This window comes from Lactobacillus apis (assembly GCF_002837055.1).
Taxonomy (GTDB): Bacteria; Bacillota; Bacilli; order Lactobacillales; family Lactobacillaceae; genus Lactobacillus; species Lactobacillus apis.
This window is the reverse complement of sequence record NZ_PDKP01000001.1, coordinates 672379-697835: the sequence shown is the minus strand read 5'-3', so window position 1 is coordinate 697835 and position 25457 is coordinate 672379. Positions and strand designations below refer to the sequence as shown.

Below are 25457 nucleotides of genomic sequence, written 5' to 3'. Positions count from 1 at the left end.
TAGCTGCACTTTTTGTTAGCAAGATTAATTATTGGAACTTTTTACCCCATTCCCATGGATCTTCGTGCCATGTCTTTAATGCTTCATATTCATCAGAACTAATGTAGTTCATTTCTTTTTCTTTTTGAAGTAGTTGGGGATAGGTGAGTAGAGGACTGAAGTCTACACCTGCATCAGCAAAGTTCTTTTTAGTATCACTGAGGTAGTATGTGAAAATTGAACCTACACCGATGACGTTGCCACCTTCATTTTCAGTCGCCTTAACGGCGTTGATGACAGAACCACCTGTTGTAATTAAGTCGTCGATTAAAACAATTTGATCATTTTCAGTAAAGCGTCCTTCGATTTGGCGACCTTTTCCGTGATCTTTAGGTTTTGGTCTAACGTAAATCATTGGCAAGCCTAATTTGGTAGCAACCCAGGCTGCATGAGGGATTCCAGCAGTAGCAACACCACCGATTACAGATACATTAGGATATTTTTCTTTAATCAATGCGGCTAAGTCGGTAGCAATCCAATCGCGTAAATCCGGATAAGAAACCGTCAATCTTAAGTCAGTGTAGATTGGTGATAACATACCACTGGCATAGGTATAGGGTTTGTCAGGTGAAATAGTAATAATTTTTTCTTCAACAAGTTTGTTAATGATTTGATCTTGATACATTTAATTGAACTCCTTTTTAATTTTTTGATATGTTAATTCTGGATTATCTGCTTGTGTGATTGATCGTCCAACAACAATCGCGCTAGAACCAAATTCTTTAGCTTTGTGTGGTGTTGCAACACGCTTTTGATCTCCATTGGTGTCACTTGCTAAACGAATGCCGGGTGTGACGTATAAAAAGTCATCTCCAACTTCTTTTTTCAGTTTTTCAACTTCAAGTGGTGAACAAATTACACCATCAGCGCCAGCTTTCTTAGCTGTTTGGGCAAGGCTAACAACTTGCTCAGCCATTGGTAATGAACAATTTTGTTCATTTGCCAAGATTGAATCCGAAATGGATGTGAGCTCGGTTACTGCTAGCAGTTTAGGAATTTCCTTTCCCTCAGGAGTTCCATCTGCCAATCCTTTTTGTGCTGCTGCAATCATTTCACTTCCACCAAGAGCATGGATAGTTGTACAAAAAATTCCAAGTTGAGCCAGCTGCTTAGCTGCTTGATAAACTGTGTTTGGAATATCGTGTAGCTTTAAATCCAAAAAAATGGGGTAACCTTGTTGAACTAGTTCTTTAACTAAGTCCGACCCGGCGTGATAGAAAAGTTCCATTCCAATTTTTAAATAAGTATTTTCGGGCTTGCCTAGTTTTGCCAGTAGCATTTGAACATCATTTTCATTGTCATAGTCCAAAGCTACAAATACCGCTTTTTCCATTAAAAACCTCCACAAGCAAAAAAGCCTATTCTGGTACAAGAGTGCAACAAAATAGACTTTTTATTTAATTTAAGTCATGTTCAACTTGCGGTCTCTCTGTACCGTTTAAAGTTTGTCAACATTGAGATTACCACCTTCATCAATAAAATACAACCAATTTTTAGTTTTTAAAAAATGAAAAAACGTGTAAAATAGAGCCAAAAATAATTGTAATGACTGAGAGCATTCATTTTTGGAGGAACTTATGACAAATATCAGCGTAAAATTACCAGGACTTAATTTAAAAAATCCAATCATGCCTGCTAGTGGTACTTTTGGTTTTGGCGACGTACCAGCAGCTAAGAAATTTGATTTGAATGAATTAGGTGCACTAGTAATTAAAACAACTACGCCAAAAGCGCGAGTTGGTAATCCGCAACCACAAATTGCCGTTTTAGACAATGGGGTACTTAACTCGGTTGGCCTAACAAATCCAGGAGTTGATCAAGTCGTAAGCGACAAATTACCTGAATTGAAAAAGAGTTATCCGATGCTGCCACTAATTGCAAGCGTAGGTGGTGAAAGTGAAGAGGGTTACGTTGAAGTAGCAACTAAATTAGCTAATTCAAACTTAGTTGATGCACTAGAAATCAACTTTTCCTGTCCTAATGTTGCTGAAGGTGGCATGACCTTTGGTGTTCATCCTGAACTCGTTGAAAGTTTAACTGCTAAAATTAAGGCTGCGGTTAATGTGCCAATTTATATTAAGTTAACGCCAAATGTAACAAGCACAACTGAAATTGCGCGTGCAGCAGAAGCTGGTGGCGCTGATGGATTGGCAATGATTAACACGGTAACTGGGATGCGGATTGATCTTAAAACACGTAAACCACTTTTAGGTAACAATATCGGCGGTTATTCTGGTAGCGCTGTAAAGCCAATTGCACTGTATCAGATTAATCAAGTGCGTCAGGCTACTAACTTGCCAATTATCGGAATGGGTGGAATTGAATCTGCAAAAGATGTTGTCGAATTTATGCTAGCAGGTGCTAATGCAGTCGAAGTTGGCAGTGCTCATTTTAAGGATGCATTAGCATGTCCACATATTGTACGTGATTTGCCAGCGGTACTTGAAGAACTAGGTGTCGGAGACATTAATGACTTAGTTAATCAGGTCGAGTTTAACTAAGTTTAACAAGTAAGAGCAAATTTATGTTTGATACTCTTTCTTGAATTCAGCTAAAACCTAAGATTTTTAGTTGACAAGTAGGAGTGGAACACGTATATTTAAATAGAAATATGTCCTTTAAATTAGTCCAGTGAGGCTAGCAAGGCAGGCTTAATTAAGTATCAAACTTTTTAGGAAGCACCTAGTCTCATTTAGACTAGGTGTTTTTTCATAGCAACGGTAATAGGAGAAAAATGATGGCAAAAGAAATCTGGGATGCGCTTGCAATGAAGCGTGCTTTGACACGAATTACTTATGAAATTATTGAACATAATAAAGGCACAGAAGATTTAGTTTTAGTTGGCATCAAAACTCGTGGTGTTTATTTAGCACAACGTATTCACGACCGGATTCAAAAACTTGAAGGCGTAGATGTACCTTTTGGTCAACTTGATATCACACTTTATCGTGATGACCGTCATGATGCTTCTTTAAAACAGGATCCTGTTGTTAACTCAGATGAATTGGGCGTTAATATTACTGATAAACATGTAATCCTTGTTGATGATGTTATTTACACTGGCCGAACAATTCGTGCGGCTATGGATGCATTGATGGACATGGGACGTCCGAGCTCAATTTCTGTTGCCGTGTTAGTTGATCGCGGTCACCGTGAGTTACCAATTAGAGCTGATTTTGTCGGTAAAAATATTCCAACTTCTTCAAACGAGCAAGTTGCCGTTAAAGTTGAAGAAATTGATCAAAAAGATAGTGTTGAACTGAAGCCACTATCGTGATAAAAGTTATGATTTAATTCAACCATTTAATTGACTCCAGAGAGGGTCAGAAGGGCTTGAGTTTCTTTTGTGCGGCACTGCATAAAATAAAATTCCCTTTTGATAAACCTGGAGTAAAAGCTTCCGGTTTATTTTTTTGCAAAAGAAAAGAGTTTTAAAATGAAAACGACCAATTTAGTCACTTTATCATCATTCGTCAGTGTTGAAGACCTGAGTGTGCAAGAAGTTGAAGCATTGATTGCGCGTGCACAATACTTTAAAAATGGTGGTGCTAGACCTTATTTAACTGAGCCTGTATATGTTACAAACATGTTTTTCGAAAATTCTAGTAGGACGCATACTAGCTTTGAAATGGCTGAAAGAAAGTTAGGATTAACGGTTATTCCGTTTGATCCATCTCATAGTTCAACTAAGAAAGGCGAAACGCTTTATGATACTTCACTAGTTATGCAAGCCGTCGGAATTGATCTCGAAGTGATTAGACATCCTGAGAATGAATATTATGAAGAGTTAATCCATCCTAAGGAAAATGAGCATTTAAACATTGGCGTAATTAATGCTGGTGACGGTAGTGGACAACATCCTTCGCAATGCCTACTAGACATGATGACAATTTACGAACAATTTGGTCATTTTAAAGATCTCAAAATTGCAATTGTCGGTGACATCACTAACTCAAGAGTAGCTAAGAGCAACATGGAGCTCTTAAATAAGTTAGGTGCGCAGGTTTACTTCTCTGGCCCAAGCTACTGGTACGACAGCAAATATGATCAGTATGGTCAGTTTAAAGAGCTTGATGAATTAGTCGACCAAATGGATGTCATGATGCTCTTACGGGTTCAACATGAACGTCACGCTGGTGATCCAAATGAAGCACAGTTTGATGCAAAGCAATATCACGAAGAATTTGGAATTAATCAGAAACGCTATGATCAAATGAAAGATGATGCCATTATTATGCATCCAGGTCCAATTAACCGTGGAGTTGAATTGGCAAGTGAACTGGTAGAAGCACCTAAATGCCGCTTTGTTCGCCAAATGGAAAATGGGGTATTTATGAGAATGGCAATGATTGAAGCTGTAGTGCGTGGGCGCAAGCTAGGAGGCCTTTCCTAATGTCAACTGTAATTAAAAACGGTCAACTTTTTATCGGGGACCGAATTGAGCCAGGTGATCTCTTAATTGAAAAAGGCAAAATAGTTGCTATTGGACAATCACTTACAGGAGACAATGAAATTGATGCAGGTGGAAAATTGGTTAGTCCTGGCTTAGTTGATGTTCACGTTCATTATCGTGATCCTGGCCAAACTAATAAAGAAAACGTGCAGACTGGTTCTAAAGCAGCAGCGCATGGTGGCTTCACTACTGTTGGTGCTATGCCAAATGTTATTCCAGTACCTAACACACCGGAATTAATGTCTGAGATGGTTAAAAATAATCAGGACCATGGTGTGATTCATATCATGCAGTATGGTCCGATAACGACAGATGAAATAGGCGATGAGATTCCGGATTATCGCGGCTTAAAAGAAGCAGGCTGTTTTGCATTAAGTAACGATGGTAAGGGTGTTCAGAGTGCACAAACAATGTACTTGGCCATGCAGCAAGCAAAGAAGAATAATCTAGTCATCGCTGAGCACGCGCAAGATGATTCGCTTTTTAATCTGGGTGTGATAAATGAAGGAAAAAAAGCAGAGGAGTTTGGGGTGCGGCCAGTTACTGAGTTGGCCGAGACAACACAAATTGCACGTGATCTATTGCTTGCACAAAAGACGGGTGTGAGATATCACATTTGTCATGTTTCAACTGAAAAGAGTGTGGCTTTGGTAAGACTTGCCAAGAAGGCAGGTATTAACGTTACTTGTGAAGTTGCACCACATCACTTGTTAATTGCGGATTACGACATCCCTGCAAATGACGGTAACTATAAAATGAATCCGCCACTTAGAAGTAAGGCTGATCAACAAGCGCTAATTGAAGGTTTACTTGACGGTACAATTGATATGATTGCAACAGATCATGCTCCGCATACCCAAGAAGATAAGGCAGGTGGTTTTGCAAAAGCCGCCTTTGGCATCACTGGGAGCGAAACTGTCTTTAGCGAACTATATACCCATTTTGTTAAAACCGGTGTTTTTTCACTAACGCAGTTATTGAAATGGTTAACTGCTAAACCTGCCGAAGCGTTTGGACTTAGTCAAGCGGGCAGGATAGCTTTAGGACAACCCGCAGATATTGCAATTTTTGACTTGAATAGTAGTCATAAAATTGCCGAAACTGATTATTTATCAAAAGGAACTAATACTCCTTTTACGGGGGATGAAGTTTATGGTCAAACATCCATGACCATAGTCGATGGTAAAGTTGTTTACCAAAAGGAAGGAAATTAAATGAGATACTTAATCTTAGAAGATGGCAGCATATATGAAGGCGAAGGCTTTGGCAGCAAAAGAGAAACCAAAGGTGAAGTCGTATTCACAACAGGTATGACAGGTTATCAAGAAGCTATTACGGATCAATCATATGCAGATCAAATTTTAGTTTTTACCAATCCGTTAATTGGTAATTATGGGATTACGCTGGCAGATTATGAATCACTTGAGCCTGGCATTAAGGGCGTGATTTGCCATCAAGTTGCACGCTACCCAGATAATTGGCGGATGCAAACAACTTTACCAGACTTTTTGGAAAGCTTGGATATCCCAGGAATCCAGGGAATCGATACCAGGGAACTGGTTAAAAAGTTGAGAATGCATGGAACTATGAGAGGACAAATCTGCGATTCAAAAGAAGAAGCAGAGACAGTTGCTTCTGAGCTTAAAAAGACCAATGTTACTCAAGGTGTAATTAGTCGAGTTTCAACTTCTACTTCTTACCCTGTACCTGGTTCAAAACGTAATATCGTTGTAGTTGATTTTGGCTTAAAGAACAGTATTTTACGTGAGCTTGCCAAACGTGACTGTAACTGTGTTGTTTTACCTTACACAGTTTCGGCCGAAAAAATCTTATCATTGAAACCAGACGGTGTGCTCTTGTCCAATGGACCTGGTGATCCGCTTGAAATGGCAGATGCCGTAGAAATGGTTAAAGAGGTGGAAAAGCATATTCCTTTGATGGGTATATGTATGGGTCACCAAGTATTTGCCTTAGCTAATGGTGCCAAAACTTATAAAATGAAATTCGGTCACCGTGGTTTTAACCACCCAGTGCGTGAAATTGCAACTGGTAATATCGGCTTTACTTCACAAAACCATGGATACGCAGTTGATCGCGATTCGGTTGATCCAGAAAACCTCATGATTACTCACGTTGAAGTTAATGACGGCACTGTAGAAGGATTACGCCATAAAAAGTATCCAGCTTTTTCAGTTCAATTCCACCCAGACAGTACCCCTGGACCTCACGATGAAGAAAGTATTTTTGACTATTTCATGCAAATGATTGATCAAAGAAAGGAAGCACAGAAGCATGCCTAAAAGAACAGATATCAAAAAAATAATGGTGATCGGTTCTGGTCCGATTATTATTGGTCAAGCTGCCGAATTTGACTATTCGGGAACGCAAGCCTGTCTTGCTTTACGTGAAGAAGGTTATGAAGTAGTACTGGTTAACTCTAATCCAGCAACAATTATGACTGATACAACAATTGCCGATAAAGTATATATCGAGCCATTAACAGTTGATTCAGTCTCACGTATCATTCGTCAAGAATATCCTGATGCAATTTTACCTACTTTGGGTGGTCAAGTTGGCTTAAACATGGCCTTATCCCTAGCTGAAACTGGTATTTTGGATGAGTTAAATATTGAACTTCTGGGAACTAAACTTGAGTCAATCGAACAAGCAGAAGACCGAGAGAAGTTCAAAAAACTGTGTCAAAAATTAGGCGAACCAGTTCCACCTTCAAAAAGTGTTAAAACCGTTCAAGAAGCTTTAGACTTTGGTGATGAAATTGGCTATCCAATAATTGTTCGTCCTGCTTTCACAATGGGTGGAACAGGTGGCGGTATTTGTAATGACCGCGAAGAACTTGCTAGTGTTGCCAAAAATGGTTTGGAATTGTCACCAGTAACTGAATGTTTAATTGAAAAATCAATTGCTGGCTACAAAGAAATCGAATTTGAAGTAATGCGAGATCATGATGATAATGCCATGATTGTATGTTGTATGGAAAACTTCGATCCAGTTGGTATTCACACAGGAGATTCAATTGTTTTCTCGCCTTCTCAAACTCTATCTGATAAAGAGTATCAAATGCTTAGAGACTGTTCCTTGCGTTTGATTAGAGCTTTGAAGATTGAAGGGGGATGTAATGTTCAGTTAGCCCTTGATCCTAATAGTTTTGACTACGATGTTATCGAAGTTAACCCTCGTGTTTCAAGATCATCAGCCTTAGCTTCTAAAGCAACTGGTTATCCGATTGCCAAGATGGCAGCCAAAATTGCTGTTGGTTTAACTTTAGATGAAATCAAGAATCCTGTTACTGGTACAACTTTTGCTGAATTTGAGCCTGCGCTTGATTACGTTGTCTGCAAGATTCCACGTTTTCCATTTGACAAGTTTACCAAGGCTGATCGTCAACTTGGTACACAAATGAAAGCCACTGGAGAAGTAATGGCAATTGGTCGTACAGCTGAAGAAGCATTCCAAAAAGCTGTGCGTTCACTTGAAATTGATCAAAAAGACTTTTTCTCTAAAGAAGCACATGAAGCAAGCGACGAAGATCTTGAAACTAAATTAGTTAAGGTACAAGATGACCGTCTCTTCTATATTGCTGAGGCCTTTAGAAGAGATTACTCAATTTCAGACGTGCATGAGTTGACAAAAATTAATTTCTACTTCTTGGATATCGTTAAGCACATTGTAGAATTAGAAAAAGAAATTCAAGCAAATCCTGATGATATTGCCATATTAAAGAATGCCAAAAAATACGGTTTTAGCGATGATACTATTGCCAACTTGTGGAATGAAAATGTAGATCAGGTACGTAGTTTACGTAAGAGTAACGGAATTATTCCAGTCTATAAAATGGTTGACACTTGTGCTGCAGAATTTGTTTCTAAGACACCATACTTTTATTCAACTTATGATCTTGAAAATGAAAGTTTGAAAACTAACAAAAAATCAGTTTTGGTTGTTGGTTCGGGTCCAATTAGAATTGGTCAAGGGGTAGAATTCGATTACGCTACTGTTCACTGTGTGAAGGCATTGCAGAAAATGGGATATGAAGCAATTGTCATTAACTCTAATCCAGAAACTGTTTCAACTGATTTCTCTATTTCAGATAAATTATACTTTGAACCATTAACTTTAGAAGATGTCTTAAACGTTTGTGACTTAGAAAAGCCTGAGGGTGTCATTATTCAGTTTGGTGGACAAACCTCAATCAACTTGGCTGCGGGCTTAGAAGAACATGGAGTTAAGATCTTAGGTACTAGTGTGGCTGATTTGAACCGTGCTGAAGACCGTGAATTGTTTGACCAAGTAGTTAAAGAATTAGGATTAAAGCAACCTCAAGGTATAACTACTACCACGCACGACGGTGTAATTGAAGCAGCAAAGCAACTTGGTTATCCTGTTTTAGTAAGACCTAGTTATGTGCTTGGTGGTAAGGCAATGGAAATTGTTTATACTGAAGCAGAACTCGAAGATTACTTAAATAATCACGTTGATATCGCCAGCAGCCATCCAATCCTGGTTGACGACTATCTTGACGGTCGCGAGTGTGACGTTGATGCAATTTGTGATGGCGAAACAGTTCTAATTCCAGGAATTATGGAACATATTGAACACGCCGGAGTTCACTCTGGTGACTCAATGGCTGTTTACCCAGCTCAAACCTTTACCCCTGATATTAAGCAAAAAATTGCTGATGTTACCAAGAAACTAGCCTTGAAGCTAAATTGTCATGGTATCATGAACTTGCAGCTAATTGAGCGTGATGGGGAAATTTATATTATTGAAGTTAACCCACGTGCTAGTCGAACAGTTCCATTTTTGAGTAAAATTACTGATATTGAAATGGCACAAGTAGCAACACGAGTAATTATGGGTGAGAGCTTGAAAGAGCAAGGTTATGCTGATGGCTTGGCTCCTGAACCAAAAATGATTAGTGTTAAGGCACCTGTCTTTTCATTCAGTAAGCTTGCTGATGTCGATAGTTACCTTGGACCAGAAATGAAATCAACTGGTGAGGTTATGGGTAGCGACTTGAGCTTCCCTAAAGCATTGTACAAGGCCTTTTCAGGCGCCAATATGCAAATTCCTGACAGCGGCAATGTTTTGTTAACAATTGAGGACCGTGACAAACAAGCAATCTTACCGATTGCCAAAAGATTTGCTCAAATCGGTTACAGAATTTTTGCCACTAGTGGAACAGCTAACTTCTTGCGGGATAATGGCCTTCATGTAACTGAAGTAAGTAAAATCCATGAAGAAAAGGAAGACAACCTTTTAAGTGAGTTTAAAAATGGTAAGATTGATCTAGTAATTAATACAATGGGGCACGATGTGGCCAAAAACTCTGATGGCTTCATTATTAGACAAAATGCAATCCAGCAAAATATTCCATTGATTACTAGTCTAGATACAGCGCGAGCACTATTAATCGCTTTGGAAAATCGTTCATTTATAACAACGAGCTTAAAATAGAAAAAAGCTAACAAAAAGAGAACTACGGGTTATCCGTAGTTCTCTTTTTGCTTCAATTTATTTTTCGTTAAATTTGATTTCTGTTTTTGCGAGATCAATCGTATAAGTTGTTTCTTCAAGTGGTCGTTTGGTCATGCCTTGGTCAGTTGAATAGATAATTAAGCATAGTTTGCTGCCTACTGGAACTTTATAGTAAGTAGGTTGTAATTCAAAGCTCAAATCATAGAATTCTCCGGGCTCAATTGCTGCAGGTTTTTGCATGTCCGCATAATTCTGTAGATTCATGTGAGCCTTAGTTATTAATTTAGCATGAGATAGCTTATCAGGAACAAATTCTTGCAATGTATCTGTTCCAAAACGAAAACCAAGTTCTTGGCCATCACGCATCAGGAATTTTGGTACTGCAGTTAGACGCTTACGGTCACCAAGCTCCACTAGAGCAACAGAAATTTGGCCTTTGTTAAGACTAGATGAAACATGTAATTTTACTTCAGGACGTCCAACAATAGTTACTGGGTGAATAAACTCATCTGTTGTAAAGCGAAGACTAGGCTTAGCCCATTTTTCATCACCAGCAATAAATTTATCTTGCCAAGCACTTTCAGAAATTTTAGCTGCTTTAAAATCTTTACCACCTAAATCAAGAAAAGCAAGCTTCTTTTTGCCGTTACCATCTTTTTGCAATTCGGCATCGTCAGTTGGGTAGTAAACTACTTTTTGACCAACGTCATTGCTCCAGTCCTCTTCATCGTGCCAGATATCGGCCTCGAGATTGTCTTGAATCATGACAGTTGGCCATTGATTGTAGGCATTATTTTCGATACCCAATAATTCGTGAACAAACCATAAATTCATTAAATCAGTGAAATCAATTGATACCAAGTTATTCATATTATAATGAGGTCCTTGGTGTAAAAATAAGTGGTGCTCAACCGGTAAGTCTTTTACTTTTTGCCAAATTTTATAGACATTTTTCGGCTTGACGTTCCAGTCATTTAGGCCATGAACGCTAATCCAAGAGCAATTGATTTTATCTGTATGATGACGGTAATTTCTATTTTCCCAGTAATCAGAATATTGGCCCGTTTTACGGTCTTCTTTTTCTAGTAGACTAGCCTGCATTTCATCATATTTAGGCTTAATCTTAATGTAGTCACCTGAATCCAGTAAGTTAGATTGACAAGTTTCTGCTAATAAATCTAAGTCTTCACCTTGACAATCTTCAGGAGCGATTACAAGGCCGTGTTCACGGTAGTAGTCATACCAAGAAGATATAGCAGCTTCAGAGACAACTGTCTTTAATCCGGCAACACCAGTCGTTGCGATTGCAATTTGTAAAGTCCCTAAATATGAGCGACCGGTCATTCCAATATTATGGTTGCACCAATCTGCTTTAATCTCATGTTTTCGCGAGCGGTCGGTATAGGCAATTCTGTCTCCATGAAGCCATTCAATAATTCCTTTGGCACTCTCAGTTTCTTCTGGGGCACCTGTGATTCGCAGACCGTCACTTCCTCGTGTACCGATTGCACCAGCAAAAACACTGGCAAAGCCGCGAGCTAACAAATATTCATTTAGGGTATAAGAAGATTTGCCGACAGCCATTTCAGTTGCAGAAGAAGTATTTTCATCACTTGGTTTTCTCGCTTTGACTATGGCAGATGGCTCGTACTGTGGATTTGTCCATTCAGTAGCATCCGTCAGATTTTCGTCAACATTATGGTTACGTTTTTCGTTGTCAATAATTCCACCAAAGTAGGGACTAGCTGTATACAAGGCTGGAACAGGCATTTTTTCACTTTCGAAAGGACGAAAAATAGTTGCTTGAAGTAAGTCGGATTGGCCGTCGCCATCAGTATCTAGATCACTTTCAACATAAACAACTTCTCGAATTACTTTGCTAGTGTCAAATACTGGTAAGCTTTTACCGTTCAAGAAGACAAACTGGTTAGTAGGCAATTCATTTTTACGGTTATAAAAATAGCCTTTGCCAGCCATTACATCGATTAGCAGCTGACCGTTTTTGGTGCGCGTATTTAATAATCGGTAAAAGGCACTAATTAGTTCTTCTTTATTACTAATACTGTCGACCATTGGCAAAGCTTGCTTTTTCATCGTCTTGCAGGGATCATTTAGGTCGTAGTCATAATGAACACGGTAGTCCAATAACTGTAAAGCGATATTATAAAATTCAATCAATGAAATTTCTTCTGGTTTTGTCTCCAAGAAAGCTGCCAAGGTTTGTGTAGGTGAAACAGCAAATTCATTTAGTTTTGTAGCACGAGCGTTTTCATCATTTGGCTGAACTTCAGCCCGACAATTTTCTACCATTTCGGCTAATAGTTGCGCAAAAGATAGATCCTGATAGTTAGCAGGCAAAAATTTAATTTGTAGTAGTTCTTTAACCTGCGTTTCTAATTTTGTTTCAACATATGCATACTGGTTATATTTCATCTTGTCCTCCTTATTATTTTCTTATTTTACCTGTTCTTGAGATGTTACGAAAGTTTAAAAAGAGGATAAATAAAAAACGGATTTTTACATCCGTTTTTACAGCCAAGTTTTTTCATATAAATCTTCTTTAAAGCCACAGGTTAGTTTTTTACCGTCAACAACTAGTGGGCGTTTAATTAGTTTACCGTTCTTCGACATCATATCGGCAGCCTCTTCAATTGACATTTCTGGAACGCGCTCTTTTAAGTTCAACTTGCGGTAGTCTTGACCATGAGTATTAAAGAAATATTTTAGCCCTCGATCTTGGTGCATTGTCATCCACTTAACAAGATCTTCTTTTCGAGGAGGTTGCTCAACTAAATCTTGAAAAGTGAAGTCAACATTATGATCTTGAAGCCATTTTTGTGCACTTCTAGAAGTTGAACAACGTTTATAACCATAAAAATTAATCATTATTATTTCCTTTTCTTAATCATCTTGGAACTTATTATAGCAGTGATTAATTAAATAGAAAATATATAGGCTAAGTCATTTTTATTCAAAATCTAATTCGAAATCTTTGCCAGTAAAAAAGTGGGTTTTAACCGATAACAAGTAGTTGGCAATAATTCCAAGTGCGATAGGTAAAATGAAAAAGAGGATTGTAATTAAAGCAATGTTAGCAAAATTAGCTTGTCGGCCGGTCATAGCAGCAACTGGTCCGATCAAACCGGAGAAACCGAATCCAGCGCTCATTGGATTACCAACAATTCCAAAGATTGCGCCTAAAGCACCCATAATTCCAGCGTTAACTGCAAGTGGAATCAACAGCTTGGGTTGAGTAAGTAGGTTTGCCATCTGCATTTTTGGTGAACCCAAAAAATGCGCAATTGAGGTACCGAATGAATTTACTTTCCAACCAAAAATTGCTAGGGCAAAAGCTGCAGCAGTAATTCCCAAATTGGCAGAACCAGCCGCGATACCGTGAATACTAATTGCAGTTGCGATGCCGACAGATGAAATAGGTGAAACGACAAGGATTGCAAAAACAATTCCCATCAGTGTTCCCATTAGAATCGGTTGCAGTGATGTTAGATGTTCAATTCCTAGACCAATTATTCTCGTAAATGCACTTATTGGAATTCTGGTGAGACTTCCAATTCCACCTGCAACTACCAAAACAATTAGGGGGACAAGTAAAATTGTGTATGCCTTTAACTTTTTACCTAAAAACAGGACTAATGCGTAGGCAACCATGATCGTGACTGCGACATTAATTACGTCGCCGCTGCCGATTACCACAACTTTACCGTTTTGAATCGTAAAGTTACCAGCTGCAGCAGTAGCTGCAAGTGCAATGGATGAAGTTTGGATAGGGGTCAACTTACCAGTCATACCAACACAAACGGCACTAATTGCAGGTAGAAGTGAAGAAGCAAAAGTAGTAAAGGTAAGGATGAATCCTAGTTGAGGAAACATGGGTAGGAGTACTTTAATTAATTGACTAACTAAAGCGCCTGGAATTAACGCGACTACTATTCCTGTGGATAGGCCATTAAGCGTATCTAAGGTAATTCTTTTTAAAATTTTCATTCTTTTCTCCCGAAATAAAAAACTCACACAGTCAATCGCTGTGTGAGCATTACTCGAGAAGAAGTACTTAAGCTACGACACACAGCATTTTATTTGAACTGTGTGTCTAAGACAATACAAATTAGGCACTCAGATCATTCACTAAAGTACCAAAAATAATATTTAACTGGTGTTAGATTAGTTTTTATGTTTGTCATAATAATCCGTACCTCTCATAAATATTTAATCAATATCATACTAAACTAAATTTTAAAAAGCAAGCAAAATTAAAAATAAAATATTTAGTGTAAATATTAAGTACTAATCATAAATAGAAAATAATTCCTAAAAAATAAACTATTTAATACTTGTTAAGGACACCTTTGTTGAACTAAAATATTCAGTAATTGCATTATGGATTTTCCATAATCAGGTTTGAGAAAAAGGAGAAGTGATTAAAATATCTACGTTTATTAATTTTATTAGCTTTTTGGGTGACTGGTTGCTCTTTTCTTTTCCTTTATATCAGGGATTGATGGAGCTTTATGATTATAAGTGGTTTTTGACCGAATTTAATCAGTCTAGTAAATCACAACCGAAAATCTCACCACTTTATTGGATTGCACCAATAGTTAAGATTTATCTTGAGAAAAAACGTGCAGTGAAAATTTTAGGTGACATTATCAAGAATGAATCAGATTTGAGAACTGCAATGAGTTTTATTGATAAAGCTACGGCTTGGTACTTTGTGTCACTTGGTGGTTGGCTTAAGATGGTCTCATCTTTATATGAGTTCTTAGGCGAGCTTCACATTGAAAGTGTCCTCTGGCTAATTGTCGGTACAGTCATTTTAACTTTCTTAGGTATTTCTTCGGCATACTACCGTATTAATCCTAAGCGTCAAGAAAATCTGATTTCAAAACTCAAAGACAATTAAGTTATTAAGTGATTTACAAATCAAAAGGGCCTCAACTTTAAGTTGAGGCCCTTTTTGCTAGTAGTCATTCTGGTTTACGAAAAAGCCACCCTTACAAATTGTAAAGGTGGCTTCTAAAATGATCCGGGTGAGATTCGAACTCACGACCCACGGTTTAGAAGACCGTTGCTCTATCCAGCTGAGCTACCAGACCATCGAATTTACGCTTGCCGCGCAAGAACAGTAACTATTATAGAAAAAAAGATGTCCAATTGCAACCACTAATTTCCAAATCTTTCATAATAACTGTGGTACTTTAAATAAATTTATATAGGGTAGTGTTTTATATAGTAATAATCTGTATAATTAAACCAATAAACTAAGGAAAAGGTAGAAAAAAGTATGAGAAGAAAGCTGTTAAAAATACTTCCTCTTATAAGTGTTTTGCTATTTTGTTTTGCTATGCCGCAAAAAGCGAAGGCAGAAGTTGAAGTTAAATATGATATTCAAAACAACCAGGTTACTTCTAAAGTAAATCCGGATGGCTCATTAACGATAAAACGCAGAATTGATTATGAATTTCAATCAACTGCTAACGGCGTTTTTTATCGTCAAAATCTTGAGCCTAATCAAAAGATTAAGCATGTCAAGATAACGACCAAGGCCAATAATGCACCAACGCTTAATTCGACCGATTTTACTCTTCGTAAAAGTGAACACGGCTATGAAATGATAGTGCCTCATGTTGTTAGAGAAAAGCATGAACATTTCACTGTAACTTACGCCTACCAAATTACCAATGCAATTACTAATTATCGCGATATTGCTGAATTAAACTTTATGATTATTGGTAATGGCTGGGATACAAGGTTAAAAAAAGTTAAAGCGAGTGTGATTTTTCCAGGCCCAGTTAAGGACTTGAAGGCTTGGGCCCATGGCCCACTTGATGGTAAGCTTGAAGTGGATCCTCAAGATGGCAAAATTATCATGACTGCTGATAATTTGGGTGGTCATACGGGAATTGAAGTTCATACCATTTTTCCATTAAGCGTAACGCCTAAAAATAAAAATGTAAAAAATGTCAATCATAAGCAGGCTGTTCTTAAACAAGAAAAGAAATTAGCAGCGCAAAGTAACGCCAAACAAAAGAAAAATTTGATGATTAGTCTAGTTCTTGTTTTAGTCAGTGTTGTGACGGGAATCCTTTCTATTTTTAAAGGCTTTACCACACAGAAGATAGGCTATAAGCCTAAAAAGATTAGTGAGTTAAGTCACGATTATGAAATACCTGATGCCAATCCAGTGATTGCTCAAGTTCTTGACACTGCTAAAGTTCCTGATAGTAAGGCTTTTACGGCTTACTTAATGGAGCTTGCTATTCATAAGAAAATTAAAATTGAAGATTACAAGAGCAAGCTTAAGACAACCTATTATCGTATTTCATTAATCGATGAGAATGTTGCACACGAAAGTACTCTTATGTGGATGCTTTTTAATGAAATTGGTGATGGAACAAGTTTTACTACAAAAGAATTGAAAAAAGCACGTGGTAAAAAGTTGGGACGCAGTTTTGATGACTGGGCTGACGATCAATTCTATTCAGCAGATAAAGATCAATATATGCCTGAGGAATTATTGTTAAAGAAGAAGCGTAGTAACAGGATAATTCTTGGTTTGAGGTTTGCGAGTTTGGTTGCAGCAGGTCTCGCCGTGTTATTTACCCGCAAGTATATCTGGCCAATTATTATTGTTGCAGGACTACTTTTTGTCATTGGTACTATAGGTATGTACAGGGATAAAAACCAGATCAATCTGTATTCCAAGAAGGGTGCACTTGAAGTTGACAAGGTACGTAGCTTTAAGAAGATGTTGAAAGACATTGGTCGTTTCAATATGGAAGAAGTTGGCGATTTAATCTTGTGGGAAGATATTTTACCTTATGCAGTTTCTTTTGGCCTAGCTAAGAAGGTCATGAAAGAACTTAAAATTGAATTTAACCAGGATGAGTTAAATAATAGTGATTTATTCTTCTATGGTTTTCTGGCTAATAGTGGTAAAAATAGTTTTGCTGAAAACTTCAATACCTGCTTTAAAAACGGAATTGCCGCTGGTTCAAGTAGCGTTTCAAGTGGTTCATTTGGTTCCGGTTCATCGGGCGGCTTTGGCGGCGGTTCCGGTGGTGGAGCATTTTAGAAATTTCATTAAAGGTCTAGTTGTTATGCTAGGCTTTTTTTGTTTGCTATACTATTAAAGATAGAGATTAGAAAAAAGTTGGAGATTAAAATGTTTGATTACCGGAATAATATAAAAAGAATTTTAAATCAGACTACTGGCGATGAGAAAAGCTTACGAAATGGTCTAGCAGCAATTAAGTTGATTTTAGGCATGACAGATGGTGATCAAGCAATACCAAAAGAAAAAAAGAAAAGTTCGATTGAACTTGATTTAAATCAAGTAAATATGCTTTTGACCAGTCTCACTAAATTGCTCCGGACACCAGGAGACGTTCAGGCAAAAAACACAGCTTTATCGGCGATTCAAAAACTGACAATGACACCACAAGTTGACCAAAAATTCAGGGATAATCTGATTGATCTTAAAAAGAATGTTAATTTGTCTAAGACTTCGAATGAACAAGTTAATCAAAAGATCTTTGAGCAGGCGCTTGAGAAAAAAGAAAAGCCAAAAAAGGATTATCGAAAAGGTAAGCGTTATACAGTTGTTAGGCTTTTATCTGGTTGTGATTTAGTCGATGATGGTAATAGAATCGTTTATACGATGAAGGAATCGCAAATTCACTCTTTGAATTTAAAAAGTGGTGATATTGTCGAAGCTTTACCAGAAGAAAATAATCCACATTATGAAGCAGAAATTTTACGTATTGTTGGCTTCCGCAAGATATCGAAAATGGAAGTTGATACTATTTCTACCTTTAAGTACGCTGTTGTACAAGGGAGACCAGGTCACTTGTCAATCAGCCGTAATGCTCAGGGGCAAAAACTACGTATTCGAGGTAAGGCAGTTTTACTCCCAATAGATTCAAGCAAATACTGGGATGATAATATTCAATTGGTTGATGGTTCAATTGTTGATTTAGCGTGGTATGACGGTGATGTTAGACTGAAGAAAAGTCCTGCTGACGCTATTCAAATTCGCTGGGTTTACCAGCTCGAACAGCCGCAGCCGGCGACTCATGTTAAGAAAAAGAAAGATAAAGTTGAAACTCAGGCAACTGAGTTACCAAAATTAGCTTTAGATCTTCATTACCAAAGAGTAGGTATTGCGGTAGGAGATAATCAAAACGAAGCATTATTAGAGGGAATTGTAACTCGTTATAATGGAATCCCGATTCCAATAGATGCCTTTCAGGGAAAGAAAAAAGTCATTGAGAACCAAATAAAAGATTTGGACTTGGTTATTTTGGTGACAGCATTTGCTGCTCATGATAGTGCTTGGAACATCAGTGAATTTGCAAGTAAATATAATGTCAAGTTCGCCGTTAGTTCAAGTAAGGGTTACCAATCATTTGAGCGTGCGCTATATCGTGCTGCCAAAGGGTTACCAGCATATGAGGGTAATCAAAGTATTCAATATGAAAAAGCAGATAACTAGATCAATTAAATCTATAAGTTTTTGATAATTTAGGAGGCAAAAAGACTTATTTCTTGCGTATATTAGTTATTTTCTTGTATTATATTAAATAACACTTTTTATGGAAGGAAGATGAGATGAAAAACATAAAGCACAAACACACATGGCAATATTGGTTATTTTTCTTGGCTGGACTTGAGATTATAACAATTGCAATTAACTTCTTCTATGCACCAATTAATGTAGCCGCAGGAGGATCAACGGGAATTTCAATTCTTGTAGACGCTGTATGGGGCATTAATCGCTCAATAACAGTTTTTATTGTCAATTTAATCATGCTCATTCTAGCAGTCATTTTTCTTGGCAAAGAAACTTTGAAAAAAGTGGCTCTCGGTAGTATGCTGCTGCCAATTTTAATGGCAATCACGCCAAGCATGAAACTAACTACTAACAATATGATGGCAGTAATTTATGGTGGTGTTCTAATGGGAATCGGAGTATCAATGCTTTACCGCATCAATGCCTCATCTGGAGGAACAACTATTCCACCACTTATTATCAAAAAGTACTTTTATATCGATCCTGCTATGTCACTGATGGCAATTGATATGACTATAATTGTCTTAAATCTCTTTGTTGATGGAACGGAAGCATTCTTACTTGCCGCTTTTTCGCAGGTAATTACAACAATTACAATGCGGTATACAGAAACTGGTTTTGATAAGAAATACCAGGTTAGAATCATGAGCAATACAAAGTTGGATCAGGTTCGTGATATGCTACAAAATGACTATGAAGGTCTAACAGTTTTCAACGTTGTTGGTGGTTACACCGATAAAGACAAACAGCAGCTGGTAATTGTAGTTGATACCAACGAATACGGTCAATTAGTAGCAAAAATACGTGAAATTGATAATGAAGCCTTCATCGTGACAGAAAATGTAGCAAAAGTTCACGGTGGAAAGTGGCAAATTTAAGGCTCAATTAGTTGGATTTTTATTGCCAATTTTTGTTTGAAGTAGTACTATATAGGAGTTGTATTTGTGGAGACCTTCACATCTGCAACCGCACATTTTGTGGTTAGAAGTTTTCTATCAAGAAACACCTCAATTGGCGAGTCTAAGTAAATTTTTGGAGGGCAGTAAATGTACGCAATTATTAAAACCGGCGGAAAGCAATACAAAGTTGCTGAAGGCGATAGTGTTTTTGTTGAAAAGCTTGACGTTGAAGAAGGTAAGGAAGTTACTTTTGACGAAGTAATCTTAACTTCTGACGGCAATAACGTTAAGGTTGGTGCACCTTTAGTTGATGGCGCCAAGGTTGTTGCTAAGGTTGAGAAGCAAGGTAAGGAAAAGAAAGTTGTTACTTTCAAGTACAAGCCTAAGAAGCACTCACATTCAAAATATGGTCACCGTCAACCTTATACTAAGGTTACAATTGAAAAAATTGAATTAAACTAGAGGTGAAACAATTATGAATATTTTAAATCTTAAATTATTTGCCCACCACAAGGGTGGAGGTTCTACTGCTAACGGTCGTGATTCAGCTGGTCGTCGTTTAGGCGCTAAGGCTGCAGACGGTCAAACAATTCACGCAGGTACGATTATCTATCGTCAACGTGGTACTAAGATTCACCCTGGCAAGAACGTTGGTCAAGGTGGAGATGACACATTATTTGCATTAGTAAATGGTGTAGTTAAGTTTGAACGTAAGGATAAGTACAGAAAGCAAGTTTCTGTTATCCCAGTTGAAGAAGAAGCTAAGTAATTTAGTTCTTAATTAAGAAGACGAAAAGCATGTGCTTCTCGTCTTTTTCTGTGTTAAAAAATACGTTATGATCTATAAATAGTTTTTAGCAGTAAAATATAGTCAAACTTTACATAGGAGAAAAAAGATGGCTGAAAAAAATGAATTATTAAGTCTACTGAATAGGCGTATTACAGAAGTAGCTAATTTAATAAAAGAAAAAAATGCAGATGCTATACTCATTTTTAATCAAGCTAACTATCGTTATTTGACTAATTTTACTGGTGAAGAAGCACAGTTGATTTTGACAGCTGCAGGTGATCGGATTTTACTATCAGATTCGCGTTTTGCGGGCCAAATAAAGGCTCAGGCTCCTGGTGAAATGACTGTTATTATGAAGCATGGCAACCAGGATCAAGAAATATCTGATCAGTTAAAAAAGGCTAATCTGAAAAAAGTCTTGGTTGAAGGGGAATTTGTTTCAGCAACTGAATTATTTACTTTGCAAGAGCTTAATCCAGAAATTGATTTTGAACTTTGTGAAGAATTAGTTGAACGAGTTAGAAACGTTAAAGATCCGCTGGAAATTGAGATGCTCCGTCGTGCGATTAATATTTCAATGGATAGCTTCAATGAAATTCTACCTTTAGTAAAGCCAGGGGCAATTGAGCGTAATATTGGTGCCAAACTTGATTACCTCTTTAAAGTTAATGGAGGCGATGGCCCGAGCTTTGATACAATTATTGCTTCTGGCGTGCGTTCAGCTTGGGCACACGGAGTTGCAAGCGATAAAGTAATTGAAGATGGCGACATGGTTGTAATTGACTTTGGTGCCTTTTATAATGGTTACGCAGCTGACATTACGCGGACTGTAGCAGTTGGTAAAGTTGATCAAGAAATGCAAAAAATTTATGAGATTGTTCATGAAGCTCAAAGACGTGGTATCGAAGCAGCAGTGGTAGGCAATCAAGGTAGTGATGTTGACCATGCTGCCCGCGACTATATCACTGAACAAGGCTATGGTCAGTACTTCGGTCATGGCATTGGGCACGGAATCGGCTTAGAAATTCACGAACTCTGTCAACCGGCGTTACCATTTGGTAAGCAAGAATTGGTAAATAATATGGTTCATACTGTCGAGCCCGGAATTTACCTTCCTAATAAAGGTGGGGTTAGAATTGAAGATGATATTCTTGTTCACGACAATTCGCCAGAGACTTTATCTACTTTACCTAAGGATGAGTTAATTTCTTTATAAAGTTAGAGATTATTTATAGTAAAATCACGTGTTAATTGGTAAGATATTATTATGGAGATGAGGTTCTTAATATGACAATGATTTCAGTTAACGAGTTTAAAAATGGTTTGACCATCAAGTACAATAATGACTTATGGCGCATCGTTGAGTTCCAACATGTTAAACCTGGTAAAGGTAGTGCCTTTGTTCGTTCCAAGTTAAAGAGCTTAAACACTGGTGCAGTTCAAGAATATACATTCCGTTCCACTGCTAAAGTTGAAACTGCGGAAATCCAAACAAAGGGTATGCAATACCTTTATAACGATGGTTCAAACTATGTTTTCATGGATACAACTACTTATGATCAGTTAGCAATTCCAAATGAACAAATTACTGATGAAGCTAAGTATTTAAAGGAAAACATGGATGTTAGTGTAATTATGCATGATGGTAAGACATTAGGAATTCAATTACCTAACACGGTTGAATTAGCGGTTTCAAAAACTGAACCAAATATTAAGGGTGATACTTCTTCAGGTGGTGGTAAACCTGCTACAATGGAGACAGGTTTAGTAGTCAACGTGCCATTCTTTATTAATGAAGGCGATGTATTAATTATCAATACTGTTGATGGCACATACGTATCTCGCGCAAATAAATAGTTTTTTGAGGTAAACAAAATGGCAGATAGTTCAAAAATTGTCTTAGATGATAAAAATAACGGTGAAGAAATTGAAATAGATCCTAGTGTTCTTGAAGTTATTATGGGCATTGCTGCCGAAAAAGTTGACGGTGTGGCTGAAATGCATGGCAATGTCAGATCTGGAATTAACTGGGTTTTAGGTCGCGAAGATTTACGTCGCGGCGTCGAAATCAGAGTAAACGAAGATGGTGACTTAATTGCTGACGTCTACGTTGGTCTTGAAGCTGGCTGTAATGTGCCAAAAATCGCAAAGGATCTTCAAAAGTCATTAAGACAGCAAGTGCTTCAAATGACTGATCTGACTCTCAAGGAAATTAATGTCCATGTAATCGGTCTAGTATTCCCAGAGGAAGAAGAGCAGGATGATAGTGGTACCTCTCAACTTTTCTCTGACATTGATGAAAAGGATAAAAATGAATCAACACGAGAGTCGTAGAGTTGCAATGCAGGCTGTATATTTAGCTAATCAAGATTTAAAGTATACACCTGCTGAAGTTGAGGCAAAAACCGTTGCAATGCTTGATTTAAAAGAACTTTCTGCTTATTCAAAGACTTTAATTGAAGGTGTGATTGAAAAGCGGGACGAGCTAAAAGGTCAGCTTGCTTCTTATCTGAAGAAAAACTGGCGTATTGATCGAATTGACCAAATTTCGCTGGCTATTTTAGAAATAGCTCTATTTGAAATTAAATATAGCGATGAAATTGAGCCTAAAGCAGCGGTCAATGAAGCTTTGAACTTATGTGATGAGTTTGCAGATCCAAAAACTAAACCGTTTATTAACGGTATTTTGGCAAATTTCATCCAAAAATAATTAATAGTCGGCTTGATAGCCGGCTATTTTTTTAAAAAAGGAATAAACTAATGGGTCAATTTCTAGATGGAAAGAACTTAGCTGATGAGCGCGCGGCTATACTAAAGACACAGGTTAGTGAATTAAAAAGTCAGGGAATAGTTCCATTATTTTGCGTAATTAATATTGGTGATGATCCAAGTAGTAAGCTCTATATTAAAACTAAAAAAAGGCGAGCAGATGAAATTGGAATTGTTCAAAAAGTCTATCAACTGCCTAAAACACAGAGTCAGCAGTCTTTGTTAACTCTGATTGATCGGTTAAATCAGGATAAAAAAGTTTACGGTATTATGATCCAGTTACCGGTCCCACCGCAAATTAACTTAAATGAAGCATTGGAACATATCGATCCAGAAAAAGATGTCGATTGTTTGACGCCGAGTAATGTAGGCCGTTTATGGCGCGGTGACCATTATGTCGAACCTGCAACAGCTCATGGTGTATTGGCATTACTTGATCACTATCAAATTAAGTTACATGGCAAAAAAGTGGTAATCATCGGTCGTAGTAGTATTGTTGGCAAGCCATTAGCTGCTTTAATGCTAGAACGAGATGCGACAGTTTCTATTTTGCATTCAAAAACAAAACAGCTTGCTGAATATACCAAAAATGCCGATATACTTGTTTCAGCTGTTGGACACGCTAACTTGGTTACGCCAGAGATGGTCAAAGAAAATGCAGTGGTGATTGATGTTGGCATTAATAGAGTTAACAATCAAACTGTTGGGGATGTTAATACTGTATTGGTTAAACCTAAAGTGAGCTTTATTACGCCAGTCCCTGGAGGAATTGGTCCTTTAACTGTAGAATCATTGATGGAGCAAGTTGTTAAACTAACAAGGAGAAAAAATGGCAGATAATAAGTATCTTACAGTTACGGATCTGAATTACTATATTACACAGAAGTTCAAAAATGATCCGTATTTGCATAAAGTTTTTCTTCAAGGTGAACTGTCTAATTTTCGCTATCGCAGAAATTCTCATCAATATTTTTCGTTGAAAGATGAAAAATCCAAAATAAATGTGGTAATGTTCCGTTCATATTTTGATAAGGTTAAATTCAAGCCTGAAGAGGGTATGAGGGTCTATATTTCGGGTTATGTAAGTGTATATGGTCCTCAGGGAACCTACCAGTTTTATGCCGAATCAATGGAACCTGCTGGTCTTGGGGCACTATATGAGCAGTTAAAACAATTGCAAAGAAAATTATCTGACGAAGGTTTGTTTGATGAAGCCCATAAGAGGCCATTGCCAAAATTTCCAGATCATATTGCAGTAGTCACAAGTGCTTCCGGAGCAGTAATTCATGATATTTTGGTTACTGTCAATCGCAGATTTCCTCATGCCGAAGTTGATTTATTTCCTGCTCAAGTTCAAGGAGATCGTGCTGCAGATTCTTTGGTGGAAGCAATGAAACAAATTACCAGTTATGGTGACAAATATGATGTCATGATTATTGGTAGAGGTGGTGGCTCGCTTGAAGATTTGTGGCCTTTTAATGAAGAAAAAGTGGTTCGGCAAGTTTATGATATGAGTATGCCGGTTATTTCATCAGTTGGTCATGAAACTGATACTACCTTGTGTGATTTGGTGGCTGATGCCCGTGCTGCAACACCCACTGCTGCAGCTGAATATGCAACACCTAACTTGCCTGATGAATTAGCTAATATTCATCAATTACAAAGCAGCCTATTGGCAAGTATGCAGAATATTATTCGAGTTAGACGTGAATATTTGAATCGTATTAACAATTCGGTCATTATGAGAGAACCGGCCAGACTATATGACGAGCAGGCCCAAACCGTCGATTTATTACGTGAGCGGCTTCACAGTAGCATGATTCATCTACTTGAGCGGCAAAGACAACAATATCAACTTACAAAGCAAAAGCTAGTTGGTGTGAATCCAGAAAAGAAAATTGAGCAAGTGCTTCAACAAGAGAACTTTTTCTACCAAAAACTAGTTTCCAATATGCAGACGCTTTTACGCGAAAAAAGGCATCATTTGGCTCAAGCCGGTCAGCAATTGAACGACTACAGTCCCTTAATGACGCTTGATCGTGGTTATGCTTATGTAACTGATGATACGCAGAAGACAATTACTTCTGTGGATCAATTGAAGAAGAATAATGAAATAAACATTAATTTTAAAGATGGTAAAGCACAGGCTGTTGTAAAAGCAGTTAGGAGAAACGAAAATGGCAACTAAGAAAAATAACTTCGAAGAAGAATTAAATGAATTACAAAAAATTGTTAGCAACCTTGAAAATGGTAATGTAGCCTTAGAAGATGCATTGACTGAATTTCAAACTGGAGTAAAACTGAGTAAGGACTTAAACAAACGTTTAACGGAGGCAGAGGAGACTGTTGCCAAATTAATTGATAGTGATGGTACAGAACATCAATTAGATCCAAATGACGCTGCAGCACCGGAAGAATAAT

General features: G+C 37.6%; 24 protein-coding genes, 1 tRNA gene and 1 other annotated feature. Of the genes, 19 read left to right on the top strand and 6 right to left on the bottom strand.

Annotated elements, in window-relative coordinates:
- Window positions 1–28: 28 nt before the first annotated feature.
- Both pyrE and pyrF read right to left on the bottom strand, forming a co-directional pair.
- Window positions 29–664 (bottom strand): orotate phosphoribosyltransferase, encoded by a 636-nt coding sequence (gene pyrE, locus CRG87_RS03340; RefSeq protein WP_046307214.1) that lies wholly within the window; start codon window positions 662–664, stop codon window positions 29–31.
- Window positions 665–1372, bottom strand: a complete 708-nt coding sequence (gene pyrF, locus CRG87_RS03335; protein WP_074425099.1) for an orotidine-5'-phosphate decarboxylase — start codon at window positions 1370–1372, stop codon at window positions 665–667. It abuts the gene before it with no gap.
- Between the two features lie 244 nt (window positions 1373–1616).
- Between pyrF and CRG87_RS03330 the strand changes: the two genes are divergently transcribed.
- The 6 genes from CRG87_RS03330 (at window position 1617) to carB (ending at window position 9967) form a co-directional block, all read left to right on the top strand.
- On the top strand, window positions 1617–2540 hold the full coding sequence (locus tag CRG87_RS03330; RefSeq protein WP_074425101.1) for a dihydroorotate dehydrogenase: 924 nt from the start codon (window positions 1617–1619) through the stop codon (window positions 2538–2540).
- A gap of 236 nt (window positions 2541–2776) precedes the next feature.
- Entirely contained in the window at window positions 2777–3316 is a 540-nt protein-coding gene (gene pyrR, locus CRG87_RS03325; protein ID WP_074425102.1) for a bifunctional pyr operon transcriptional regulator/uracil phosphoribosyltransferase PyrR, read from the top strand.
- 159 nt (window positions 3317–3475) lie between these two features.
- Window positions 3476–4432 carry an aspartate carbamoyltransferase catalytic subunit gene (locus CRG87_RS03320; RefSeq protein WP_074425104.1) on the top strand — a complete coding sequence of 319 codons (957 nt, stop codon included), beginning with the start codon at window positions 3476–3478 and terminating at the stop codon, window positions 4430–4432.
- Window positions 4432–5706, top strand: a complete 1275-nt coding sequence (locus tag CRG87_RS03315; RefSeq protein WP_074425106.1) for a dihydroorotase — start codon at window positions 4432–4434, stop codon at window positions 5704–5706. The genes CRG87_RS03320 and CRG87_RS03315 overlap by 1 nt, the downstream gene beginning before the upstream one ends.
- Entirely contained in the window at window positions 5707–6792 is a 1086-nt protein-coding gene (locus tag CRG87_RS03310) for a carbamoyl phosphate synthase small subunit (protein ID WP_074425108.1), read from the top strand. It abuts the gene before it with no gap.
- On the top strand, window positions 6785–9967 hold the full coding sequence (gene carB, locus CRG87_RS03305) for a carbamoyl-phosphate synthase large subunit (RefSeq protein WP_074425109.1): 3183 nt from the start codon (window positions 6785–6787) through the stop codon (window positions 9965–9967). The genes CRG87_RS03310 and carB overlap by 8 nt, the downstream gene beginning before the upstream one ends.
- A gap of 57 nt (window positions 9968–10024) precedes the next feature.
- Here carB and CRG87_RS03300 read toward each other — a convergent pair whose 3' ends face one another.
- The 3 genes from CRG87_RS03300 to CRG87_RS03290 form a co-directional block, all read right to left on the bottom strand.
- A complete protein-coding gene (locus CRG87_RS03300) occupies window positions 10025–12421 on the bottom strand; it encodes a Xaa-Pro dipeptidyl-peptidase (RefSeq protein WP_074425111.1) in 2397 nt (798 codons plus the stop codon).
- Between the two features lie 96 nt (window positions 12422–12517).
- Entirely contained in the window at window positions 12518–12874 is a 357-nt protein-coding gene (locus CRG87_RS03295) for an arsenate reductase family protein (protein WP_074425113.1), read from the bottom strand.
- A gap of 81 nt (window positions 12875–12955) precedes the next feature.
- A complete protein-coding gene (locus CRG87_RS03290) occupies window positions 12956–13993 on the bottom strand; it encodes a PTS sugar transporter subunit IIC (RefSeq protein ID WP_074425115.1) in 1038 nt (345 codons plus the stop codon).
- 430 nt (window positions 13994–14423) lie between these two features.
- Between CRG87_RS03290 and CRG87_RS03285 the strand changes: the two genes are divergently transcribed.
- On the top strand, window positions 14424–14909 hold the full coding sequence (locus CRG87_RS03285; protein ID WP_074425117.1) for a hypothetical protein: 486 nt from the start codon (window positions 14424–14426) through the stop codon (window positions 14907–14909).
- 119 nt (window positions 14910–15028) lie between these two features.
- Here CRG87_RS03285 and CRG87_RS03280 read toward each other — a convergent pair.
- A tRNA-Arg gene (locus tag CRG87_RS03280) sits at window positions 15029–15102 on the bottom strand.
- Window positions 15103–15350: 248 nt separating this feature from the next.
- On the opposite strand from CRG87_RS03280, the gene CRG87_RS03275 reads away from it, so the two are divergent.
- From CRG87_RS03275 to CRG87_RS03220, 12 genes are all read left to right on the top strand, one after another.
- On the top strand, window positions 15351–17081 hold the full coding sequence (locus CRG87_RS03275) for a DUF2207 domain-containing protein (protein ID WP_165775960.1): 1731 nt from the start codon (window positions 15351–15353) through the stop codon (window positions 17079–17081).
- Between the two features lie 90 nt (window positions 17082–17171).
- A complete protein-coding gene (locus CRG87_RS03270) occupies window positions 17172–18500 on the top strand; it encodes a DUF2325 domain-containing protein (protein ID WP_074425121.1) in 1329 nt (442 codons plus the stop codon).
- A 116-nt stretch (window positions 18501–18616) separates the two neighbouring features.
- Entirely contained in the window at window positions 18617–19456 is an 840-nt protein-coding gene (locus CRG87_RS03265; RefSeq protein ID WP_074425122.1) for a YitT family protein, read from the top strand.
- A gap of 76 nt (window positions 19457–19532) precedes the next feature.
- Window positions 19533–19610 (top strand) — a sequence feature (ribosomal protein L21 leader region).
- 14 nt (window positions 19611–19624) lie between these two features.
- Complete coding sequence (gene rplU, locus CRG87_RS03260; RefSeq protein WP_046307185.1) at window positions 19625–19939, top strand: 50S ribosomal protein L21; 315 nt, start codon at window positions 19625–19627, stop codon at window positions 19937–19939.
- Between the two features lie 13 nt (window positions 19940–19952).
- A complete protein-coding gene (gene rpmA / locus CRG87_RS03255; RefSeq protein WP_046307181.1) occupies window positions 19953–20246 on the top strand; it encodes a 50S ribosomal protein L27 in 294 nt (97 codons plus the stop codon).
- 127 nt (window positions 20247–20373) lie between these two features.
- Window positions 20374–21483 (top strand): M24 family metallopeptidase, encoded by a 1110-nt coding sequence (locus CRG87_RS03250; RefSeq protein WP_074425124.1) that lies wholly within the window; start codon window positions 20374–20376, stop codon window positions 21481–21483.
- Window positions 21484–21554: 71 nt separating this feature from the next.
- The gene (gene efp, locus CRG87_RS03245; RefSeq protein ID WP_046307177.1) at window positions 21555–22124 is read left to right on the top strand and encodes an elongation factor P; all 570 of its coding nucleotides are present in this window, start codon (window positions 21555–21557) and stop codon (window positions 22122–22124) included.
- An 18-nt stretch (window positions 22125–22142) separates the two neighbouring features.
- The gene (locus tag CRG87_RS03240; RefSeq protein ID WP_046307175.1) at window positions 22143–22601 is read left to right on the top strand and encodes an Asp23/Gls24 family envelope stress response protein; all 459 of its coding nucleotides are present in this window, start codon (window positions 22143–22145) and stop codon (window positions 22599–22601) included.
- On the top strand, window positions 22579–22977 hold the full coding sequence (nusB, locus tag CRG87_RS03235; protein ID WP_046307173.1) for a transcription antitermination factor NusB: 399 nt from the start codon (window positions 22579–22581) through the stop codon (window positions 22975–22977). Before CRG87_RS03240 ends, nusB begins: the two co-directional genes overlap by 23 nt.
- Before the next feature lie 50 nt (window positions 22978–23027).
- The gene (locus CRG87_RS03230) at window positions 23028–23876 is read left to right on the top strand and encodes a tetrahydrofolate dehydrogenase/cyclohydrolase catalytic domain-containing protein (RefSeq protein ID WP_074425126.1); all 849 of its coding nucleotides are present in this window, start codon (window positions 23028–23030) and stop codon (window positions 23874–23876) included.
- Complete coding sequence (gene xseA / locus CRG87_RS03225; protein ID WP_074425128.1) at window positions 23866–25224, top strand: exodeoxyribonuclease VII large subunit; 1359 nt, start codon at window positions 23866–23868, stop codon at window positions 25222–25224. Before CRG87_RS03230 ends, xseA begins: the two co-directional genes overlap by 11 nt.
- Window positions 25214–25456, top strand: coding sequence for an exodeoxyribonuclease VII small subunit (locus CRG87_RS03220; RefSeq protein WP_046307168.1), 243 nt, complete (start codon window positions 25214–25216; stop codon window positions 25454–25456). The genes xseA and CRG87_RS03220 overlap by 11 nt, the downstream gene beginning before the upstream one ends.
- The last annotated feature ends 1 nt before the right edge of the window (window position 25457 follow it).

What these genes read in the sequence shown, in the direction of transcription:
- CRG87_RS03265 (WP_074425122.1), top strand. Translation starts at nt 18,617, where the DNA reads ATGAAAAACATAAAGCACAAACACACATGGCAATATTGGTTATTTTTC.
- nusB (WP_046307173.1), top strand. Translation starts at nt 22,579, where the DNA reads ATGAATCAACACGAGAGTCGTAGAGTTGCAATGCAGGCTGTATATTTA.
- rplU (WP_046307185.1), top strand. Translation starts at nt 19,625, where the DNA reads ATGTACGCAATTATTAAAACCGGCGGAAAGCAATACAAAGTTGCTGAA.
- pyrR (WP_074425102.1), top strand. Translation starts at nt 2,777, where the DNA reads ATGGCAAAAGAAATCTGGGATGCGCTTGCAATGAAGCGTGCTTTGACA.
- CRG87_RS03230 (WP_074425126.1), top strand. Translation starts at nt 23,028, where the DNA reads ATGGGTCAATTTCTAGATGGAAAGAACTTAGCTGATGAGCGCGCGGCT.
- pyrE (WP_046307214.1), bottom strand. Translation starts at nt 664, where the DNA reads ATGTATCAAGATCAAATCATTAACAAACTTGTTGAAGAAAAAATTATT.
- pyrF (WP_074425099.1), bottom strand. Translation starts at nt 1,372, where the DNA reads ATGGAAAAAGCGGTATTTGTAGCTTTGGACTATGACAATGAAAATGAT.
- CRG87_RS03330 (WP_074425101.1), top strand. Translation starts at nt 1,617, where the DNA reads ATGACAAATATCAGCGTAAAATTACCAGGACTTAATTTAAAAAATCCA.
- CRG87_RS03295 (WP_074425113.1), bottom strand. Translation starts at nt 12,874, where the DNA reads ATGATTAATTTTTATGGTTATAAACGTTGTTCAACTTCTAGAAGTGCA.
- carB (WP_074425109.1), top strand. Translation starts at nt 6,785, where the DNA reads ATGCCTAAAAGAACAGATATCAAAAAAATAATGGTGATCGGTTCTGGT.
- CRG87_RS03290 (WP_074425115.1), bottom strand. Translation starts at nt 13,993, where the DNA reads ATGAAAATTTTAAAAAGAATTACCTTAGATACGCTTAATGGCCTATCC.
- CRG87_RS03220 (WP_046307168.1), top strand. Translation starts at nt 25,214, where the DNA reads ATGGCAACTAAGAAAAATAACTTCGAAGAAGAATTAAATGAATTACAA.
- efp (WP_046307177.1), top strand. Translation starts at nt 21,555, where the DNA reads ATGACAATGATTTCAGTTAACGAGTTTAAAAATGGTTTGACCATCAAG.
- rpmA (WP_046307181.1), top strand. Translation starts at nt 19,953, where the DNA reads ATGAATATTTTAAATCTTAAATTATTTGCCCACCACAAGGGTGGAGGT.
- CRG87_RS03315 (WP_074425106.1), top strand. Translation starts at nt 4,432, where the DNA reads ATGTCAACTGTAATTAAAAACGGTCAACTTTTTATCGGGGACCGAATT.
- xseA (WP_074425128.1), top strand. Translation starts at nt 23,866, where the DNA reads ATGGCAGATAATAAGTATCTTACAGTTACGGATCTGAATTACTATATT.
- CRG87_RS03275 (WP_165775960.1), top strand. Translation starts at nt 15,351, where the DNA reads ATGCCGCAAAAAGCGAAGGCAGAAGTTGAAGTTAAATATGATATTCAA.
- CRG87_RS03240 (WP_046307175.1), top strand. Translation starts at nt 22,143, where the DNA reads ATGGCAGATAGTTCAAAAATTGTCTTAGATGATAAAAATAACGGTGAA.
- CRG87_RS03320 (WP_074425104.1), top strand. Translation starts at nt 3,476, where the DNA reads ATGAAAACGACCAATTTAGTCACTTTATCATCATTCGTCAGTGTTGAA.
- CRG87_RS03270 (WP_074425121.1), top strand. Translation starts at nt 17,172, where the DNA reads ATGTTTGATTACCGGAATAATATAAAAAGAATTTTAAATCAGACTACT.
- CRG87_RS03300 (WP_074425111.1), bottom strand. Translation starts at nt 12,421, where the DNA reads ATGAAATATAACCAGTATGCATATGTTGAAACAAAATTAGAAACGCAG.
- CRG87_RS03250 (WP_074425124.1), top strand. Translation starts at nt 20,374, where the DNA reads ATGGCTGAAAAAAATGAATTATTAAGTCTACTGAATAGGCGTATTACA.
- CRG87_RS03310 (WP_074425108.1), top strand. Translation starts at nt 5,707, where the DNA reads ATGAGATACTTAATCTTAGAAGATGGCAGCATATATGAAGGCGAAGGC.